This is a genomic window from Nitrospirillum amazonense (assembly GCF_007828045.1).
GTDB classification, from domain to species: Bacteria; Pseudomonadota; Alphaproteobacteria; order Azospirillales; family Azospirillaceae; genus Nitrospirillum; species Nitrospirillum amazonense_C.
On sequence record NZ_VITN01000001.1, the window covers coordinates 621,357 to 639,761 of the forward strand.

Genomic DNA, 18,405 nt, shown 5'->3' on the forward strand with positions numbered 1-18,405 from the left:
TCACTCCGCCGCGCGGCCGCGGGAGAGGGTGACGCCGGCCCCTTGGATGCCAGCCTGCGCGCGGTCCAGGTCACGGCTGACCAGGCGCAGTACGCCGGCCGACACGTCGGCCAGCAGCACGCGATAACCGTCCACCTTGCGGGCGAAAACGTTGTAGACCACCACCGCCGGGATGGCCGCCACCAGGCCGGTGGCGGTCGCCAGCAGCGCCTCGGCGATGCCCGGGGCCACGACCGCCAGGCTGGTGGTCTGGGTCTTCGAGATGCCGATGAAGCTGTTCATAATACCCCACACCGTGCCGAACAGGCCGACGAAGGGGGCGGTGGCGCCGATGGTGGCCAGGATGCCGGTGCCGCGCACGATGGCGCGGCGGGCCTTGGCCTCCAGCCGTTCCAGCCGCAGCACCACGCGCTCCTTCACGCCCTCGGCCGGCAGGCCGTCGGACTGGGCACGTTCGGCGGTCGCGGCGCGGGCGAAGGCCAGGGCCAGGGCGTCGGCCTCGTTCGTCAGCTGGCTGGCCGCCACGTCCAGGCTGGGGGCGTCGTCCAGCTTGTCCAGCGAGCCCTGCAGGCGGCCGCGCGCGGCGCGCAGTTCCAGGCCCTTGGCCAACAGGATGGTCCAGGTGACGACGGAGGCCGCCAGCAGGCCCAGGATGACGGCCTTCACCACGCCATCGGCGTTCAGGAACATGCCCATGGCCGACAGGTCGTGCGGCACGGTTGCGGCGGCCGCGCGCGTTGTCCCCTCTTGCGCCCAGGCGCCGCCGGCCGCGCCCCAGCCCAGCGCCGCCGTCAGGCCGGCGGCCGTGCGCTTCAGCCCAGCCCGCTTCAACAATATGGTCGCCATGATTGTCGTGCCCCTCTTTGAAATCATCGCGTCGCTGCCCTGACGCGTCGTGTGACGGTTGATGGCGGTCATTCCGCGGCGGATTGCAGGATGGCGGCGGCGCGGGCGGCGCCGGCCTTGCGGTTCCGGCGCTTGATCCACCACATGGAGATGCCGGTGATGGCGAACAGGGTGGGCAGCAGGCCGCTCAGCGCCACCAGGACGCGGTAAATGGGGCCCAGCCCCTCGCCTTCATGCAGGGGGCGCATCCAGCCGGTGATCTTGTTGCCGGCGGCCTGGGCGTTGGGGTCGCGTACCTCCACCACCTGGCGGGCCCAGGGGTCCACCATCAGGGTAACGGCGCTGGAAGCGTCGCCGCCCGGGGGCGCCAGCACCACGCGAATGGCCTGGTCGGGGCCTTGCGGCAGGCCGGCGCCGCGCAGGGCCAGGCCGGGGCGGGGCGATGCCGCCAGGGCGATCGCCACGGCCTCATCCACGCCGGCCGGGTCCACGCCGTCGCGCGGCGTCACCTTGGGCACGGCGAAGCCCTGGGTCTGCGCCGCCATGGGCAACCCCGATGCGATGCCGGCGGCGATGGTCTGGGGGAAGGCGATGGCGACGCCGGTAAAGCTGACTACCAGGAAGACGGCCAGGCCCCAGATGCCGGCGGCGCCATGCAACTCGCGATGGAAGCGGGCACCCTTGGCCGCCTTGCGCACGATGAAGGACTGGCGCCACTGCCCGGGCCGGGGCCACCACAGCACCAGGCCGGTAACGCCCAGCGCCGTCATGATGAGGCCCAGGTACCCCACCAGGTCGCGGCCGCTGCGGTCCTGGATCAGCAGGTTGCCGTGCAAGCGGTGGATCCAGCCGATGGTGGCGTCCAGGCCGGGCGTGTTCACCACCGCCAGGGTGACCGGGTCGATGTGCACGCTGATGCCCGGCATGCCGCCGCCTGGCCCGCCGCCCTGCGGGCGGGGGCCGCCCTGGCCGTGGGCGTGCTCCCCACCCTGCGGCATGCGGCGGGGGGCCTGGAAGCGCACGGTGGCGGTTCCGCCCGGCGCGGATGGCGCGGCGTAGCTGGCGGGCCGGGCGCCCGGCGGGGCACCAGCGGTGTCCAGGGCCGCGGCGGCGGCGGCCACCACCTCGGCCACGCCATGTGGTGCTGCATCGGCGGGCGAGGCCGGCAATGATGGTGTGAACAGTGCGCGCAGCTCGGGCTCGATCACCAGCACGGTACCCGACAGGCCCAGCGCCAACAGGGGCAGGCCCAGGATCAGGCCCACCCACAGGTGCAGGAAGCGCAGCGTTTTCACCATGGCGTCAGGCCTCCGCCCAGCGGCGCAGCAGGTTATGGTAGATGCCGGTCAGCCGCACCACGGCGGGCTGGCCGGCGGCCTCCCGGTTCAGATCCTGGATGGTCGTGTCCAGCTCGAACAGCAGGGTGCGTTCGCCGTCGTCGCGCACCATGCTCTGCATCCAGAAGAACGAGGCGATGCGGGCGCCCCGGGTCACCGGCGCCACGCGGTGCAGGCTGGTGGACGGGTACAGCACCATGTCCCCGGCCGGCAGCTTCACCTCATGCTCGCCATAGGTGTCCTCCACCAGCAGCTCGCCGCCGTCGTACTCGTCGGGGTCGGCCAGGAACAGGGTGGCGGACAGGTCGGTGCGCACGCGGTGCGGTGTGCCGGGGATCTGGCGGATGGCGTTATCGACGTGGATGCCGAACGACTGGCCGCCGGCATAGCGGTTGAACAGCGGCGGGAACACCTTCAGCGGCAGGGCCGCCGACAGGAACAGGGCGTTCTTCTCCAGCGCCGCCAGGATCATGTCGCCCATGGCGCGGGCCGCCGGATGGTCGGCCGGGATCTGGGCGTTGTTCTTGGCCATGGCCGACTGGTGGCCGGCCGTCACGCGGCCGTCCACCCAATCGGCGGTTTCCATCTGCTGGCGGCACCAGGCGACCTGCTCTTGGGTCAGGACGCCGGGAATGTGAAGAAGCATGGGTGCCGCCTTGGATGGTCTGGGGTTGATGGGTGGATCAGAAGGCGAAGTTGGCGGTGAACTGGACCGTGCGGCCCTCGCCCGGGACCAGGTGGGCCGGGTGGATCTGGTCGACGTAGTCGCGGTCGGTCAGGTTGATGATGTTGGCCTGGATGCTGATCTTTTCCGTGATGTCGTACTTGGCCATGGCGTTGAAGGTGACATAACCGGGCACGGTGTTGATCAGGTTGGTGGCCGCCACGGGGCTGGAGCTGCCGATGCGCTGCGACACGGCGTTGGCGCCGCCGCCGATCTGCAGCTGGTGGGTCACCTGATAGGTTGTCCACAGGTTGAAGGTGTGGTGCGGCACGTTGGGCAGACCGCGGCCCACCTGGCTGAAGGTGGTGGACTTGATGACCCGGCCGTCCATGTAGGCGTAGCTGGTGCTGACCTGCCAGTCCTCGGTGATGTGGCCCGTCACCTCCAGCTCCACGCCCCGCACCTTCTGGTCGCCGCCCAGCACGTTCAGGGCGGAGTTGTTGGGGTCGGTGACGCGGGCGTTGTCCTTTTCCGTCTGGAACAGGGCGGTACGCACGCTCAGCGCGTCGTGCAGCAGGTCGATCTTGCCACCGACCTCGTAAGTCTTATTGCTTTCCGGGTCCAGGTTGGCCGTGGCGGCGGACAGCGACAGCTGCTCGGCCGACGGGTTGAACGAGGTGCCGAAGCTGGCGTAGAGGCTGCTTTCCGGCGTGGGCTTGAACACCAGCGAGGCGCGGCCGGACGGCAGGCTGTCGGTGCGGGAGAAGGCGGCGGCCGGGGCCACGGTCTGCGTGTAGTCCGTGTCCAGGTGGTCGTAGCGGAAGCCGCCGACCAGCGACCACTGCTCGTTGAACTTGATGGTGTCGACGGCGAACACCGCCACCGTGTCCACCGTGGTGCTGACGCGGGACGAGATGGTGCCCACGCCGGCGAAAGCCTGGTACTCGTTGGGGTTCAGCAGCGTGGTGTTGGGCACCCCGGTCCAGGCGGTGCGCGTCGGGTCCGACGTCTCGCGCGACAGTTCCACGCCCGCCACCAGATGATGTTCCAGGAAGCCGGTGTTGAACCGGGCGGACGCCGTGGCCTGGTCGTCCAGGGTGGTTTCCACGCTGCGCACGGTGATGGCGTTGCGCTTGATGGCCACGCCCGACAGCGGGCCGACGGTGGCCGGCGTCACGTTGGCATTCACCAGCTGCGGCTCGGTGATGCGCACGTTGCGGTAGTAGTTGCCGTAGCGGAACTGGTTTTCAAGGGTGATGGCGGACGTCAGGTCGTGCTGCACGTCGGCGGTCACGACGTTGGCGTCGGTCTTCAGGTAGTCGCTGTGGAAGCCGTAGTAGGTGCGGTAGTCGACCGGCGCCGGCTTGCCCAGCAGGAAGGGGATGCCGTAGTCCGGCCGGTCATCCTCCGACTGGTGCAGGTAGCTGATGGTGACGCGGGTGGGCGTGCCGATGCCGAAGGCGACCGAGGGCGCGAAGCCGTAGCGCTCATTCTTGGCGCCGTCGCGGCCCTCCACGAAGCTGCTGGTGCCCATGGCGTTCAGGCGCACGGCGGTGGTGGCGTCGATGGCGCGGTCCACGTCGGCCGTCAGGCGCTTCATGCCGTCGGTGCCCAGGCCGGCGGTGCCGGCGGTGATGGCCTCCAGCGTCGGCGTCTTGCTCACCTGGTTGATGGTGCCGCCGGTGGACCCGCGCCCGAACATGGCGCTGTCCGGGCCCTTCAGCACCTCGGCCGACTGGTAGTTGAAGCTGTCGCGGTAATAGCTGCCGAAGTCGCGCAGGCCGTCCAGGAAGATGTCCGACCGGGCGCTAAAGCCGCGCAGGGTCAGGCTGTCGCCCTGGGCGCCGCCTTCACCGGCCGCCAGGCTGATGCCGGCGACGTTGCGCAGGGCGTCGCGAAGGGTGGTGACGCCCTGGTCCTTCATCTCCTGGCCGGAGATGACGGTGACGGACTGCGGCGTGTCCAGCAGCTTTTCCGTCAGCTTCACGTTGGACGACCGCTCGGTCCGATAATCCTGCGCCGGGGCGGCGTCCTGGTCCTGCACCGATAGGGTGGGCAACTGGCCCGTGCCGCCCTGGGGGGCGGGCGCCGTCGCCGTCTGGGCCTGCGCGCCCAGGGAAACGGCCAGGCTCATGCTCGCAAGGCCCAGGGCGGTACGCGCCAGCGTGCGGGGCGGCTTGGCCCGGCTGGCGATGATGAAATTGCGGTTGCTCGACATGACGGTCCCCACCTTATGCCACGCTATGTGGTTGGCTCCCCGCGCGGATCCCGGCTATCGAGCTCCGCGGTTATACCCCTTGTTAAGATTGCGATCGACTCTTATTTGCCGATTTGCCCCCTGTCAACGGGCCGGTGAGACTGATTATCAAAATCTGGCGGGGGAGCCCGCATGGCAGTGTTGCGGTGCGGCAAAATGGTGGGGTGGGATCATGGATCAGAGCCGCCGGTCTGCTATTAGGGCGCAAATTCACCAAGCCTGCCGTCCCCAGGGCCAGCGACGCCAGCAGGTAGGTTTGCGTCTTCGACCAGCCGAACTCCGCCCCATAGATCCTGCGAGCAGGGGGAAGGCGTAGATCAGTGTGCCCCAGGAGACGATCTGTGCTGCGCCGAGGTCGGAGATGAACCCGTGATGCGCTGGGCCGCGCGCTCCGGGGACAGGTCCGCCCGGCGCATCCATCAGACGGCGCCGCGCTCATACCAAGGCCGGGTGGCTTTCACCAGGCGCACCACCGACAACATGACTGGCACCTCCACCAGCACGCCCACCACCGTGGCCAGGGCGGCGCCGGAGTTCAGGCCGAACAGGCTGATGGCGGCGGCCACGGCCAGTTCGAAGAAGTTGCTGGCGCCGATCAGGGCCGCCGGTGCGGCGACGCACCAGGCAACGCCGAAGTGGCGGCTCAGCAGGTAGGCCAGGCCGGCGTTCAGGTAGACTTGGATGAGGATGGGCACCGCCAACAGAGCGATCACCAGGGGCTGGGCCAGGATCTGCTCCCCTTGGAAGCCGAACAGCAGCACCAGGGTGGTCAGCAGCGCCACCAGGGACATGGGCTGCAGGATGGACAGGGCGCGCTTCAGCCGGGCCTCGCCGCCGGCCAGCAGGGCGCGGCGCCAAGCCTGCGCCACCACCACCGGCACGACGATGTAGAGGGCGACCGACAGCGCCAGGGTGGCCCAGGGCACGGTGATGGAGGCCACGCCCAGCAGCAGCCCCACCAGGGGCGCGAAGGCGAACACCATGATCACGTCGTTCAGGGCCACCTGGCTCAGGGTGTAATGCGGCTCGCCCTCACACAGGTTGGACCAGACGAACACCATGGCCGTGCAGGGGGCAGACGCCAACAGGATGAGGCCGGCGATGTAGGACGGGCCCTGGCCCGCCGGCAGCAGGCCGGCAAACAGGGTGCCGATGAACAGCGTGCCCAGCAGCGCCATGGAGAAGGGCTTGACCGCCCAGTTGATGAACAGGGTGACCATCACCCCCCGCCAATGCTCCTTCACCTGCGCCAGGGCGCCGAAGTCGATCTTCAGCAGCATGGGGATGATCATCAGCCAGATCAGCAGGGCGACCGGCAGGTTGACCTTGGCCACCTCGGCGGCCGCCATGGTGCTGAACATGCCCGGCAGCAGGTGTCCCAGGGCGATGCCGGCGACGATGCACAGCGCCACCCACAGGCTGAGGTAGCGTTCGAAGCGGGACATGGGGATGGTCCTCAGACTGTGATGGTCCGCGACAGCAGCGTCGCGGTGGAGGGGCACAGGCTCTGGGCTTGGGGCGTGGCCAGAACGGATGCCGGCGCCTGGTCGCGGGGAATGGGCTTGAACCCGGCCTTCTCGAAGAAGCCGCCGGCGGAGGTGGTCAGCAGCCAGGCCCGCTGGTGGCCTTCCTCCCAGGCGCGGCGCAGCAGCAGGGCCACCAGGTTGCGGCCGATGCCCTTGCCTTGCGCCGTCGCCGGCACCACTACGGAGCGGACCAGGATGTCGGCGCCCAACGGCACATACCCGCCGTAGCCCGCGGGCGTGCCGCCCAGGGTCCGGTAGGCGAAGAACCGGCCCCCGCCGTCGGCCAGGTCCGCCACGGGCAGGCCGGCGGCCGTCAGCGCCGCCGCCAAGCCGGGATCGGTGGCCGGGACCGGCTCGTCCTTCAGGAAGGGCACCCCTTCCTCCTTGTCGAAATCCGCGTGGGGCAGGTCGGACAACAGGTCCAGGACGACGTCCGACGGCCGGCAGAGCTTCACGCCCCGGGGCGTCACCACGATGGGCCGGTTGATCAGGATGGGGTGCACCATCATGAAGTCCAGCAACTCGTTGTCGGTCCACTCAGGCTTGTCCAGACCAAGCTCCGCATAAGGTGTGCCCTTGCGGCGCAGCACTTGGCGCACGGGCACGCCCATGCGCCGGATCAGGTTGGCCAGCACGGCACGGCTGGGCGGGGCCTTCAGGTACTCGATCACCTCGGGCTCGACGCCGGCCTGGCGGATCATGGCCAGGACGTTGCGTGACGTGCCGCAGCCGGGGTTATGGTAGATGGTGATCGCGGTCATGGGATGCTCGGGTTGTCAGGCATCGACGGTGGGTTTGGGGCAGCAGTCGATCGCGTCGGCGATGCCGGTGCCGCACAGTTCGGGCAGGCCCTGGCAGCAATCCTCCATGAGGAAGGCCAGCAGGCGCCGGGTGCCCTCGTAGTCGGTAGCGTAGAAGATCTGCCGTTGCACCCGCCAGGAGCGCAGTAGGCCCGCCCGCTCCAGCAGGCCGAGGTGGTGCGACAGGGTCGAGGACGGCACGCCGACCCGGGCGGCGACGTCGCCGGCGGTCAGGCCGTTGAGGCCCGCCCGCACCAGCAGGCGGAAGACGCTCAGGCGAGTCTCCTGGGCCAGGGCGGCGAAGGCGTCGATGGCGGCTTTCGGTTCCATGGCGTCACGCTTCCGCGGGCGCCGGTGCCGGTGTTTCATGGTTCATCGCCACAGCACCCAGGTCGGGCTTGGGTTCCTTGGCCGCGGCCTCCTTCCGCTCGCTGTAGCGGTCGACCATGTAGTCGGAGCGATCGCGCACCAGCAGGGTGAACTTCACCAATTCCTCCATCACGTCGACCACGCGGTCGTAGTAGGCGGACGGCTTCATGCGGCCGTCGTCGTCGAACTCCTGGTAGGCCTTGGCCACCGACGACTGGTTGGGAATGGTCACCATGCGCATCCAACGGCCCAGCACCCGCATGGCGTTCACGGCGTTGAAGGATTGGCTGCCGCCGGACACCTGCATCACCGCCAGGGTGCGGCCCTGGGTGGGCCGGACGCTGCCCGTCTCCAGCGGCAGCCAGTCGATCTGGCTCTTGAACACGCCGGTGAGGGTCCCGTGGCGCTCAGGCGAACACCACACCTGGCCCTCGGACCAGATGGACAACTCGCGCAGTTCCGCGACCTTGGGATGGGTTGGGGGCGCGCTGTCGGGCAGCGGCAGGCCGGCGGGGTCGAAGATGCGGGTCTCGCACCCGAACCGCTCCAGCAGGCGGGCGGCCTCCTGCGTCAGGAAACGGCTGAAGGACCGCTCCCGCAGCGAACCGTAGAGCAGCAGGATGCGCGGCGGATGGGTGGAAATCCGCTTGGGGGTGAGCTTGTCCAGGTCGGGGCAGTCGAACCGGGCAGCGTCGATGTTCGGGAGGTCGATCATGCCGATACGATAATTCGACAAATATCGAATAGTCAAACGACTTTGAAATCGGTTATGCCAACTGCTCGCCCGAATCTGCCGATCGGTCTCAGAATGGGTACCGGCCCCACGCGCCCGGTACCAAGAGGAAGGGTGTTCAGTCGCGGGCAGCGCGGCCCGGATTCCCTGTGTTTTCAAGCGTGGTGAATTTGCGCCTTAATGCCGCGCCGGTCGTTCCTCCATACCGGTTCCGCCGGCGCCGTCGCGGCCGCGGGCTTGGCGGGACGCGGGAAGGGGGCGGGCAGCGGGAAGGGCGTCGGCGCGGTTGAGGATATGATGCGCGAGCACGGCGTGCTGCGCCGGGCCCTGTTCGCCTACACGGAGACCGCCGCGCGCCTGCGCGGGAACGAGGGCCAACCGACTCCGGGGCTGTCGACGCGGGCCCCTGAAGCGGGCGGCGACCTTGTTCCGCACGTTCGGTGAGGATTACCACGAGTGCCTGTTGGGCGAGGCCCACATCTTCCGGGCGATCCGCAGGCTCCAGGGCCCGGTGGCGGCCTATCCCGACGTGCTGACGGCGCAGCACCAGCGCCACCGCCCTCCGGCTGACAGGGCCGCCGCTTTCCGGGATGCGCCGGCCTGTTTTGTCGGAAATGGGCGGGCCGGCGCCCCTTGCCTGGGGCGCCGGCCCGCCGGGTCAGAACCCGGTGCCCCCGATCTGGGCGGTGGAGCCGCCGACGACCACGCCGGTGGTGATGGTGCCGGCGCCGGCGCTGTTGACGATGGTGCCGCTGGTGTGTTGGTAGCCGATCAGCAGGCCGGCATAGTAGGGCGGGTCACTGGTCAGGATGTCGCTGACACTGCCGCTGTTCACCACCGTGCCGCTGTTGTTGCCGATGAGGCCGCCGACGATGCTCAGGCCCGAGATGGTGCCGCTGCTGCGGCTGTCGGTGACGGTGCCGTTGTTGGTGCCCACCAGCCCGCCAACGGCGTTGTCGGCCTGGGCGTTGACGTCGCCGGTGGCGTAGCTGTGGCTGATCAGGCCGTTGTTGGTGCCCACCAGGCCGCCGATGGCGCCGCTTTCCGGCGCGTTGAAGACATTGCCGGTGGCATAGCTGTTCGTGATGGTACCGTCATTGCTGCCGACCAGCCCCCCCACCTCGCCGTCCCGCCCGCCGGAGGAGACGGTGCCGCCCGCATGGCTGGTGTCGATCATCCCCAGGTTCTCCCCCACCAGGCCGCCGACGGCGTCGCCCCGGGCGCTGCCCGCCACGATGCCCAGGGCATAGCTGTTGGTGACGGTGCCGCTGTTGGATCCCACCAGGCCGCCCAGGCCATAGCTGCCGTAGCCGCTGTCCCTGATGGCGCCGGTGGCGTAGCTGTTGCTGACCAGGCCCAGGTTCTGCCCCACCAACCCGCCGACATAGACGCCGGCATAGCCCGGGAAGGTGGTGACGCCGGCGACCGTGTCGCTGATGGTGCCGGTGGCGTGGCTGTCGCTGATGGTGCCGCTGTTGACGCCCGCCAGGCCGCCGACGCGATAGTTGGCGTTGACATCGCCGCTGGCCCAGGCACGCCGGATCTCGCCGCTGTTCAATCCGACCAGCCCGCCGACGGTACCGGACGTCTGGGCAATGATGGCGCTGGTGGCGGAACTGTCGGTGATGGTGCCGTTGTTCGACCCTGCCAGGCCCCCCACCATCAGACCACCGGTGCCGGTGCCGCCGGCCACGCTGATGGTGGCGCCGGCCTGATCGCCGCCCAACAGGCCGCCGTTGGTGCCGACCAGGCCGCCCACCCCTTGGGCCAGGGTGCCGGTGTTGACCAGGCCGGTGGCGTAGCTGCTGGTGATGGTGCCACCGTTGGTTCCGGCCAGTCCGCCGACCCCGGTGACGCTGTTGCCCACCGTCACGGCGCCCAAGGCGAAGCTGTGGTTGACCAGGCCACCATTCTGGCCCACCAGCCCGCCGACGCCGCTGACGCTGTTCCCCACCTGCACGGCGCCGGTGGCATAGGCGTCGGTGATGGTGCCGGTGTTGCCGCCCGCCAGGCCGCCCAGGGCCTGGCCCCGATTGCCGGCCGTCACCTGGCCGGTGGCATAGCTCTGCCCGATCGTCCCGCCGCTGTTGAGGCCGACCAGTCCGCCGATGTCAGTGCCGGCCACCAGGCCGCTGTCGTCGCGGGCGGTGACGGCGCCGTTGGCGTGGCTGGTGGTGATGGTGCCGTAATTCACGCCGGCCAGGCCGCCGGTCGAACTGGTGCCCTCCACGCCGCCGGTGGCGTAGCTGTCCGTGACCACGCCCATGTTGTAGGCCACCAAACCGCCCACCGTCTGCGGCCCGGCGATGGTGGCGGCGAAGCGGGCGATGACGCTGCCGGTGGCGTGGCTTGCGCTGATGGTGCCGTAGTTGTAGGCCACCAGGCCGCCCAGATTCCCGGTGCCGCCGACGTCGCCGGTGGCGTAGCTGCCGGCGATGGTGCCGTATGTGCCGTTGGTGTTGACCAGGCCGGCGGCGTTGGTGACGGCGTCGCTGGCATGGCTGCCGGTGATCAGGGCGTCGTTCACGCCCACCAGGCCGGCGACGCCGTTGCCCAATATGCCGCCGGCGGCGTAGGAATTGGTGATGGTGCCCAATTCGTTCAGTCCCACCAGGCCGCCCCAGCCGCCGCTGTAGGCGGTATCCGCCACGGTGACGGTGGCCGCGGAATAGCTGTCGATGATGGTTCCGGCCAGGGAGAGGGGCGGGGGCCAATGCGGATCGAACAGCCGGACGAAGCCGTTCTGGCCCACCAGGCCGCCCACCTGGCTGGCATTGGCACCGGCCGCCACCGTGCCCAGCGAGAAGCTGCTGAAGATGCGGCCCTGGTTGTCGCCCACCAGCCCGCCGATATTGGCGGACAGGGTGCCGGTGGTCACCCGGTTCAGGGTGTAGCTGTCGATGATGGTGCCGCTGTTGCCGCCGGCCAGGCCACCGATGCCATTGCCGGGCTGGGGCGGCGGAGTGATGCCGAGGCTGGTGCCCTCGTCCGGCAGGTCGATGTCGCCGCCCGTCTTGCTGCCGGCCGTGACGCTGCCCAGGGCATAGCTGGCGCTGATCAGGCCGTCGTTCTGGCCCACCAGGCCGCCGATGCGGGTGGTGTGGTCACCGGCACTGACCGCCACGGCGGCGTGGCTTGAGGCAATGGTGCCCGCGTTGGTGCCGGCAAGCCCCCCCACCCGTTCCGACCATAGGCTGGTCAGCGCGATGGTGCCCGTGACCTGGCTGTTGGTGATGGTGCCGGCGTTCCAGCCGGCGATGCCGCCCACATTCTGGGTGCCGCTGGCGTTGACCGCCGTCAGCGACACGTCGTTCAGCGTGCCGGAATTGCCGCCGAACAGGCCGACATAGCTGAAGCCGCCGCCACCCACGGTCAGGTTGGCGATGCCGTGGCCCAGGCCCTGGAAGGCGCCGGAGAAGGGCGTGGCGCCATCGCCCACGGCGGTGTAGGCGAAGCCGGACATGTTCAGATCGGCGTTCAGGGCGTAGTGGCCGCCCAGGTCGCCGGTCATGGCCTGCAACTGCGCAGGATTGTTGACCAGGGTGTAGGCCTGGCCCTGGATGGACAGGCCGTCGCCGGGGGCGGCCAGCGTGACCTTGGCGCCCTGGTTTACGTCCAGGCCGCCGCTGCCCCCCTGGGCCGGGTTCAGGGCCAGGCTGGCGGCGGTGGCGCCGCCGTGGCGGATGTCGGCGCTGACGGTGATGTCGCGGTAGGCGTTCAGGGTCAGGCTGTTGGGCCCGGTCCAGGCAATGGCGCCCGCCACCAGGATGTCGCCGTTGCCCGTGCCGCTGGCGCCGGTCTGCAGGGTGACGTTGGTGGTGGCCAGGGCTGTTTCCACCGTGCCGCTGCTGACGGCGCCGGGACCGCTGGGGCCCACGATCAGGTCGGCCGGGTCCAGCAGCCAGGTGCCGGTGTGGCCGTGCAGAGCGGTGGTGTCGACATGGATGTCGGCGATGGACAGGGTGGCGCCTGAGGTCTCGACGGTGCCGCCATCGCCGCCGGCCGCACCCGCCTTGGCGCTCAGCGTACCGGCGACAGTGGTCACGCCGTCCGACTTCAGACGGATGGTGCCGCCGTCACCCGCGCCATCGGCGGCGATGGTGCCGCTACTGTCGATCCCGGTCGAGGCCTCCAGCGTCACCACGCCGCCGTGGCTGGTCAGCGCGCTCGCCTCGATGACGCCGGTGTTATTGATGACGCCGCCCAGCAAGGCGTCCGCCGACTTGGCGGCCAGGATCACCTGGCCGTCGGGTGCCGCGATCATCCGGTGGTTCACGATCAGGGTGCGGATGGCGGCCGGATCCACCGCCACGCTGACGCCCCCCTTGTCGCCCTTTGGATCAAAGGTCAGGGTCACCTTCTCACCGGCCGCCAGCACCACGCTGCCCAGCTTGGCGGTGATGACGCCGTCGTTGATCACCTCCGGCGCCAGCAGGCCGACATAGCCGCCGCCGGCCGCCGTCAGCGCGCCCTGGTTGGCGACCGTGGCGGTGCTGCCGTTGCGTTGGAATGTGTAGGTGCCGGCCATGAAGTCCTGGTTGGCGATATCCAGGGTGGAGGCGACCAGGCCGCCGACGTTGACGCTGGCGCCCTGGCCGAAGGTGATGCCGGCGGGGTTGACGATGAAGATCTGCCCGTTGGCCGTCAGCTTGCCCAGGATTTCCGAGGGAATGCCGCTTAGCACCCGGTTCAGCGCCGCCGAGGCCGGGCCCGGCTGGTGGAAGGTGACGCCGGCGTTGCCACCGATGCTGAAGTCCTGCCAGGTGATGACGGCGCGCGGACTGGTCTGGTTGACCGTCATGGCGGCACCGGACTGGCTGATGCTGGCGCTGCCGGCCGCCACGCTGCCACCGGTCGGCAGGGCGTTGGGGGCGGTGCCGGCATTGCCCGCCGCCGGCCACAAGGCGGCGGAGGCCAGCAGCAACAGGCGCAGGCGGGCCGGGCGTTTAGGCGTGGGCTGGAGACGCAGGTCCCTCATGGTGAATCCCTCGGGGTTCCCTCCCGCCTGATGCCGCCGGCGGGCTGACGCGGGGGAGAACGCCGAGGGGCGCGGGGCCGGACAGGCGCGCGTGCGACGACCGCGCTGGCTGAACCTGCGTGGTCGGAAATCGGGTCGCTTTTCTAAGAAGGCGCGGGGGGTGCGCGGCTGGCGGCGATGGCCTTTTTACGGCGTGGCTCCCTGCCTGCGATTGTAGGCGGGACGCCACCGGCCGGCCTGTGACCAACCGGTGGCAATCAACCTTTGGATGCGGGCCAGAATCAAGGGCGCACCGCCCCCTCGAGCAGTTCGAACACCTCGCTTCCCCGGCCGGCCAGGATGCCCTTGGCGGAATAGAGGGCGGTACCCACCACCTGGGCCATTTCCACCTTGGGCGGCATCACCAGCTCATAGCGGTCAACCTTCACATCCAGCAGGGCGGGGCCGGGGGTGGACAGCCAGTCGCGCACGGCGCTATCCAGGTCCTGCGGCCGTTCCACGCGGCGGCCCCAGAGGCCGATAGCCTCCGCCACCCGGGCGAAGTCGGGATTCTTCAGGTCGGTATAGGCGTCCAGCAGGCCCTCCACCTTCTGTTCCAACTCCACGAAGCCCAGCGAGCCGTTGTTGTAGACCACCACCTTGATGGGCAGGTTTTCCTGCACCGTGGTGAGCAGGTCGCCCATCAGCATGGCCAACCCGCCGTCGCCGGAGAGGGAGATGACCTGCCGGCTGGGGAAGGCGGCCTGGGCGCCCAGGGCCTGCGGCATGGCGTTGGCCATGGTGCCGTGGCTGAGGCTGACGACGGTGCGGTTTTGGCCCGTGGCCGGCACATGGCGCAGGCACCACACCATGGGCGACCCGCCATCGGCGGTATAGACGGCGTCGACGGCGGCGTGGCGGGCCACCGTCTCCGTCAGGTATTGCGGGTGGATGGTGTCGCCCTCGCCGGCCACGGCGCGCTTCTCCAGCTTGGCATCGGCCTTGGCGGCATGGTCCAGCGCCGCGTTCAGAAAGGTGCGGTCCTCACGCGGGGCCAGGCGCGGCAGCAGCGCCTCCAGCGTCGGCGCCACGTCGCCCACCACGCCCAGGTCCACGGGGTGGCGACGGCCCAGGTGGGCGCCGTCGATGTCCACCTGGATGATGGTGGCCTTCTGCGGATAATACTGCCGCCAGGCGAAGTCGCAGCCCAGCAGCAGCAGGGTGTCGCAGTCCATCAGCGCCTGGTAGCCGCCGGCCGTGCCGAAAATGCCGGTCATGCCCACATCGTAGGGGTTGGCCGGCTCCAGGAAGTCCTTGGCGCGGGAGGTGCGCGCCACGGGCGCCTGCAGCCGTTCCGCCAGCGCAACGACTTGGTCATGGGCATCCTCGCAGCCGGCGCCGCCATAGATGGCGATCTTGCCGCCGGCGTTCAGCAGCTCGGCCATGCGGTCCAGCTCGCCATCGCTGGAACGCACCACCGGCCGCGTGCGATGGGCGGTGAAGGCGGGCTCCTCCGGCGCGTCGGCGCTGGAAACGTCGACGGGCACGATCAGCACGGCCACGCCGCGCTTGGTCAGCGCCGCCTGTGCCGCCATGGCCGTCATGCGCCGCGCCTGGGTGGGTGTGCGGATTTCCTCGCAGAAGACGCTGGCGGACTTGTACACGGCCTTGAAGTCCACCTCCTGCGGGAAGTCGAAGCCCAGCTCATCCCGCGTGATCTGGCTGGCGATCAGCACCACGGGCGCGCGGTTGCGGTGGCTTTCATACAGGCCGTTGATGAAGTGCAGGCCGCCCGGCCCGCAGGACCCGGCGCACAGGGCCAGTTCGCCCGTCAGCAGGGCATCGGCCCCGGCCGCCATGGCGCCCGCCTCCTCATGCCGCACATGGATCCAGCGCATCTCGCTCCGGCGGATGGCGTCGGTGACGTGGTTCAGGGTGTCACCCGGCACGCCATAGCAACGCCGGGCGCCGGCGTCGAACAAGGTTTCCACGATAATGTCGGCGACGCTGCGGCTCATTGCCTCTTCCTCCTCTGTGGACGGGGCAATAACGCCGGAGGGGGGCGGGAAGGTTCCGGGTGCGGCGAAGCCGCGCCCGCTGGTTGGGGTGTCAACATAAGGGGGACGTGTTGCGCGCGGCGCAGATGACAGGGGCGGACGGGTGGCGTAAGGTCCCCGCCGGCCACGGGAGCCGCCCGTGACCAGGGCCCGCCGGAACGCACCGGCCGGGCCGGATTATCGGGAGAGCCCCAATGCCAGACGTCGGCGGTGAAAGCCGGGAGTTCACGCTGTTCCCCGTGGCCAAGGACGCCACCAGCTACCGCAAGCTGACCAGCGACTACGTGTCGACCACGACCTTCGACGGGGAAGAGGTCCTGAAGGTCGAGCCCGAGGGCCTGCGCCTGCTGGCCGAACAGGCCTTCATCGACATCAACCACCTGCTGCGCCCCGGCCACCTGGCCCAGCTGCGCGCCATTCTGGACGATGCCGAGGCGTCGCCTAACGACCGCTTCGTGGCGCTGGACCTGCTGAAGAACGCCTCCATCGCCGCCTCGGGCGTCCTGCCCATGTGCCAGGACACCGGCACCGCCATCATCATGGGCAAGAAGGGCCGCCGCGTCTGGACCAAGGGCGGTGACGAGACCGCCCTGGGCAGCGGCGTGCTGGACGCCTATGCCAAGCGCAACCTGCGCTACAGCCAGGTGGCGCCCCTGTCCATGTATGAGGAAAAGAACACCCGCACCAACCTGCCGGCGCAGGTGGACATCTACGCCGAGGGCGACGACGCCTATAAGTTCCTGTTCATGGCCAAGGGCGGCGGGTCGGCCAACAAGACCTTCCTGTTCCAGGCCACGCCCTCGGTGCTGGCGCCCGACCGGTTGCTGCCCTTCCTGGAAGAGAAGATCAAGTCGCTGGGCACCTCGGCCTGCCCGCCCTACCATCTGGCCATCGTCATCGGCGGCACCAGCGCCGAGATGAACCTGAAGACGGTCAAGCTGGCCTCGGCCCGCTATTACGACGGCCTGCCCACCCAGGGCTCGGAAAGCGGCCACGCCTTCCGCGACCTGGAGATGGAGGCTGCCGTCCACAAGCTGAGCCAGACCATGGGCATCGGCGCGCAGTTCGGTGGCAAGTACTTCTGCCATGATGTGCGGGTCATCCGCCTGCCGCGCCACGGCGCCTCGCTGCCCATCGGCATCGGCGTGTCGTGCTCGGCCGATCGCCAGGCCCTGGCCAAGATCACCCGCGACGGTATTTTCCTGGAGGAACTGGAGCACGATCCCGCCCGCTTCCTGCCGGAGATCGATGACAGCCAATTGGCGGGCGAGGTGGTCAAGATCGACCTCAACCGCCCCATGTCGGAAATCCGCGAGACCCTGTCGCGGTACCCCATCCGCACCCGCGTCTCGCTGACCGGCCCGCTGATCGTGGCCCGCGACAGCGCCCACGCCCGCCTGCGCGCGGGGCTGGAGGCGGGACAGCCGCTGCCGGATTACTTCAAGAACCACCCCATCTACTACGCCGGTCCGGCCAAGACGCCGACGGGCTATGCCTCCGGTTCCTTCGGGCCCACCACGGCCGGCCGCATGGACAGCTTCGTCGATCAGTTCCAGGCGGCGGGCGGCTCCTTCGTCATGCTGGCCAAGGGCAACCGCAGCCCGGCGGTGCGTGAGGCGTGCAAGAAGCATGGCGGCTTCTACCTGGGCAGCATCGGTGGCGCCGCCGCCCGCCTGGCCCAGGACTGCATCAAGAAGGTGGAATGCATCGCCTTTGAGGATCTGGGCATGGAAGCCATCTGGCGCATCGAGGTCGAGGACTTCCCCGCCTTCGTCGTCATCGATGACAAGGGCAACGACTTCTTCCAGGAATTCACCTGATCCGGAAGGCGTCCGGCCCCAGGCCTGCGCACGATTGAGGAAGGCCGGTCCCGTCGGGATCGGCCTTTTTCTTCGGTGCGCCAGGCATGGCGCGAGGTGCGTAAGCACCGAGAGCCGGGTTGGTAACCGGCTTGTGACTTGGAGGTGGAAGTCCTCTACGGACCCTGGTGATGGGAACCGTTAGCCGAACAGCAAGAGGGTCGCCGCGAGGTGGGGTTTGAAGGAAGCTGCAAGCAAAGTGCCGGCCTGACGAACAGGAATCGCATGAGGCGTCCGCATCCGGGCGAGGGAGCCGAAAAGCCCGAAGCCCGATATCACCCGGAGGATGCGGCCGTAGATGCGGCGGGTATATGGCACGAAGGTCAGGCGTCTTACCCTGGGAGGTCTGCCGACCTGCCCCTGGTGACAGGTGTGCTACTGGCGTCGCGAGGCGCCGGGATGGGGCGGCAGAAGTCAGCAGAAGCCGTAGTAGCTGGCGCACCGGGCCGGTGAAGGGCAGAACATGGAGTGCCGGAAGGAGACCTGGCTTTCGATGGTGACAGGAGACGCGGCCAGCGGGTCTGTGAAGACCCGCATCCACTCTGAGGGTAGCGGCCGGCAGCCGCGAGAGCAGGAGCTGGATGCGTCAAGCGCCACGGCAGGTCGGCCCCTCCAACCGGAGGCGGAAGAGCGGTTGCTGGAGGAAGTCCTCAGCCGTGAGAACATGAGGCGGGCTTACGACCGGGTGATGGCGAACCAGGGCGCGGCGGGCATCGATGGGATGCCGGTCGGGGCGCTGAAGCCGTACCTGGTTGAGCACTGGGCGCGCCTCAAGGAAGACCTGCTGGCGGGCCGATACCTGCCGTCGCCGGTGCGGGGGGTGGAGATCCCCAAGCCCGGTGGCGGTGTTCGGCTGTTGGGTATCCCGACAGTCGTGGACCGGCTGATCCAACAGGCGTTGCATCAGGTGCTGATGCCGCTGTTCGATCCGGACTTCTCCGGGTCCTCCTACGGGTTCCGTCCCGGACGGAGCGCCCACCAGGCGGTGCGGGCCGCGCGG

11 protein-coding genes and 1 pseudogene are annotated in these 18,405 nt (G+C 69.3%); 2 read left to right on the forward strand and 10 right to left on the reverse strand.

Annotated features, from left to right (window positions below):
• The 10 genes from exbB to FBZ89_RS02535 form a co-directional block, all read right to left on the reverse strand.
• Window positions 1–846 (reverse strand): tonB-system energizer ExbB, encoded by an 846-nt coding sequence (gene exbB, locus FBZ89_RS02490; protein WP_246171994.1) that lies wholly within the window; start codon window positions 844–846, stop codon window positions 1–3.
• Between the two features lie 68 nt (window positions 847–914).
• The gene (locus FBZ89_RS02495) at window positions 915–2,144 is read right to left on the reverse strand and encodes a PepSY-associated TM helix domain-containing protein (protein ID WP_145748430.1); all 1,230 of its coding nucleotides are present in this window, start codon (window positions 2,142–2,144) and stop codon (window positions 915–917) included.
• A gap of 4 nt (window positions 2,145–2,148) precedes the next feature.
• A complete protein-coding gene (locus FBZ89_RS02500) occupies window positions 2,149–2,829 on the reverse strand; it encodes a Fe2+-dependent dioxygenase (protein WP_145748431.1) in 681 nt (226 codons plus the stop codon).
• Between the two features lie 37 nt (window positions 2,830–2,866).
• Window positions 2,867–5,065: a TonB-dependent receptor gene (locus FBZ89_RS02505; RefSeq protein WP_246171995.1), complete on the reverse strand. Its 2,199-nt coding sequence runs from the start codon at window positions 5,063–5,065 to the stop codon at window positions 2,867–2,869.
• A gap of 458 nt (window positions 5,066–5,523) precedes the next feature.
• Entirely contained in the window at window positions 5,524–6,549 is a 1,026-nt protein-coding gene (gene arsB, locus FBZ89_RS02510) for an ACR3 family arsenite efflux transporter (protein WP_145748432.1), read from the reverse strand.
• Window positions 6,550–6,560: 11 nt separating this feature from the next.
• Complete coding sequence (gene arsC / locus FBZ89_RS32015; protein WP_145748433.1) at window positions 6,561–7,391, reverse strand: arsenate reductase (glutaredoxin); 831 nt, start codon at window positions 7,389–7,391, stop codon at window positions 6,561–6,563.
• Window positions 7,392–7,406: 15 nt separating this feature from the next.
• Window positions 7,407–7,760: an ArsR/SmtB family transcription factor gene (locus FBZ89_RS02520; protein WP_145748434.1), complete on the reverse strand. Its 354-nt coding sequence runs from the start codon at window positions 7,758–7,760 to the stop codon at window positions 7,407–7,409.
• A 4-nt stretch (window positions 7,761–7,764) separates the two neighbouring features.
• Window positions 7,765–8,514 (reverse strand): arsenical resistance protein ArsH, encoded by a 750-nt coding sequence (arsH, locus tag FBZ89_RS02525; RefSeq protein ID WP_145748435.1) that lies wholly within the window; start codon window positions 8,512–8,514, stop codon window positions 7,765–7,767.
• A gap of 676 nt (window positions 8,515–9,190) precedes the next feature.
• Window positions 9,191–13,510, reverse strand: a complete 4,320-nt coding sequence (locus tag FBZ89_RS02530; RefSeq protein ID WP_145748436.1) for a beta strand repeat-containing protein — start codon at window positions 13,508–13,510, stop codon at window positions 9,191–9,193.
• A 281-nt stretch (window positions 13,511–13,791) separates the two neighbouring features.
• Entirely contained in the window at window positions 13,792–15,507 is a 1,716-nt protein-coding gene (locus FBZ89_RS02535) for a thiamine pyrophosphate-dependent enzyme (protein ID WP_145748437.1), read from the reverse strand.
• Between the two features lie 233 nt (window positions 15,508–15,740).
• Here FBZ89_RS02535 and FBZ89_RS02540 point away from each other — a divergent pair, with 233 nt between their 5' ends.
• Both FBZ89_RS02540 and FBZ89_RS02550 read left to right on the forward strand, forming a co-directional pair.
• Entirely contained in the window at window positions 15,741–17,366 is a 1,626-nt protein-coding gene (locus tag FBZ89_RS02540) for a fumarate hydratase (RefSeq protein ID WP_050898732.1), read from the forward strand.
• 673 nt (window positions 17,367–18,039) lie between these two features.
• A pseudogene (locus FBZ89_RS02550) lies at window positions 18,040–18,405 on the forward strand (reverse transcriptase domain-containing protein); the annotation flags it as partial.

Excerpts from the sequence above, each read along its gene's own strand:
- exbB (WP_246171994.1), bottom strand. The coding sequence starts at position 846 with ATGGCGACCATATTGTTGAAGCGGGCTGGGCTGAAGCGCACGGCCGCC.
- FBZ89_RS02495 (WP_145748430.1), bottom strand. The coding sequence starts at position 2,144 with ATGGTGAAAACGCTGCGCTTCCTGCACCTGTGGGTGGGCCTGATCCTG.
- FBZ89_RS02500 (WP_145748431.1), bottom strand. The coding sequence starts at position 2,829 with ATGCTTCTTCACATTCCCGGCGTCCTGACCCAAGAGCAGGTCGCCTGG.
- FBZ89_RS02505 (WP_246171995.1), bottom strand. The coding sequence starts at position 5,065 with ATGTCGAGCAACCGCAATTTCATCATCGCCAGCCGGGCCAAGCCGCCC.
- arsB (WP_145748432.1), bottom strand. The coding sequence starts at position 6,549 with ATGTCCCGCTTCGAACGCTACCTCAGCCTGTGGGTGGCGCTGTGCATC.
- arsC (WP_145748433.1), bottom strand. The coding sequence starts at position 7,391 with ATGACCGCGATCACCATCTACCATAACCCCGGCTGCGGCACGTCACGC.
- FBZ89_RS02520 (WP_145748434.1), bottom strand. The coding sequence starts at position 7,760 with ATGGAACCGAAAGCCGCCATCGACGCCTTCGCCGCCCTGGCCCAGGAG.
- arsH (WP_145748435.1), bottom strand. The coding sequence starts at position 8,514 with ATGATCGACCTCCCGAACATCGACGCTGCCCGGTTCGACTGCCCCGAC.
- FBZ89_RS02530 (WP_145748436.1), bottom strand. The coding sequence starts at position 13,510 with ATGAGGGACCTGCGTCTCCAGCCCACGCCTAAACGCCCGGCCCGCCTG.
- FBZ89_RS02535 (WP_145748437.1), bottom strand. The coding sequence starts at position 15,507 with ATGAGCCGCAGCGTCGCCGACATTATCGTGGAAACCTTGTTCGACGCC.
- FBZ89_RS02540 (WP_050898732.1), top strand. The coding sequence starts at position 15,741 with ATGCCAGACGTCGGCGGTGAAAGCCGGGAGTTCACGCTGTTCCCCGTG.